At 33.3% G+C, this 1214-nt stretch carries 2 protein-coding genes; both read left to right on the top strand.

Annotation, left to right across the window (positions count from 1 at the left end; translation table 11 throughout):
* Positions 1–576: 576 nt before the first annotated feature.
* Positions 577–927: a PadR family transcriptional regulator gene (locus tag N0M92_RS29090; RefSeq protein ID WP_214774475.1), complete on the top strand. Its 351-nt coding sequence runs from the start codon at positions 577–579 to the stop codon at positions 925–927.
* The coding region (locus tag N0M92_RS29085) for a permease prefix domain 1-containing protein (RefSeq protein WP_260289028.1) at positions 914–1214 on the top strand (301 nt) is incomplete at its 3' end. The genes N0M92_RS29090 and N0M92_RS29085, both read left to right, overlap by 14 nt.

Below are 1214 nucleotides of genomic sequence, written 5' to 3'. Positions count from 1 at the left end.
GCACCCTCAATTTAGTAATAAAAACCAGAATTTCAATACTCTGTTTAAAAGTAGGATAAAAAAATAATTCCCCTAATACACCGAGTGGTGCAAACCGTTGATACATCAATGTTCATAGAGGGAGTTTAGTTCAATAAGGAAGGAAATATTTTCATATATGAAATAGATTTTTTTTCGCTTATGCTGACAATATAAAAGAAGGTTAAGGCGTGAAAAAAGGTCTTTTCCAAAGCCCTTAAAGGAGTAATATCAGGTAGACAAATAATTGTTACAAGGGTGGGAGGATATTAAAAACATCATATCAATTATCAGGAGGATTTATGGAGTGAAGAATTGGGTAATTCGAGTTCTAGTTATTATTGCAGGGTTCCTTCTATGGGCTGTTTTGAGAATTCTATTTCATTATCCTTATTAAACTAAAGGGTGCGTTAGCTGAAGATCGGAGCTGTCTTTAAGGCAGCTTTTTATTATGGAACTAAAGGGGCAGGATAGTTAATTAAGGAACAACCTTTTTTTGAATGAATACCTTGCATTATAAGGTAATATAAAATATATTTATACCAAGAGGTGGGAAAATTGGAAATTAATAAGGAAGTCTTGAAAGGTCATATAGACACTCTCATCCTTTCTCTTTTACATAGGAGGGATATGTACGGCTATGAATTAGCCAAAATCGTTCGAGAAAAGAGTGATGACCAATTTGAATTAAAAGAAGGTACGCTTTATCTATCTTTAAAGAGATTAGAAAAGAATGAATGGGTTTCTTCTTACTGGGGGGATGAACAAGGACCAGGAGGAAGAAGAAAATATTACAAGCTTACAGCCATGGGTGAAGAAGAATTTGAAAAAAAGCGTTCGGAATGGAAATTTGTAAAAAAATTAATCGATACGTTTTTGGAAGGGGGAGAAAAGATTGAAGCAAATTGAAGAGTATGTTAATTCTGTTTATCGAAATGTTGATGGTGATAAAAATGAGATTGACGAATTAAAAGAGGAAATGCAATCGCATTTATTAGAGGCTGCCTATGAGTTAAAAGAAAAGGGAGTATCGGAAGAAGAAGCGAGCAGAATGGCAATTGAAAACTTCGGAGATAAAAAACACATGATTAAAGGATTATCAGAATTTTTTAGTGTACAAAAGAGATTTGCTCGTTATATCTTATTATTTTCATTGGTTTCACTTGTGCTAGGAGCTATCATTTTTGTAAATACCT

The organism is Peribacillus aracenensis (assembly GCF_025175645.1).
GTDB classification, from domain to species: Bacteria; Bacillota; Bacilli; order Bacillales; family DSM-1321; genus Peribacillus; species Peribacillus aracenensis.
This window is presented reverse-complemented; position numbering and strand designations above follow the sequence as displayed.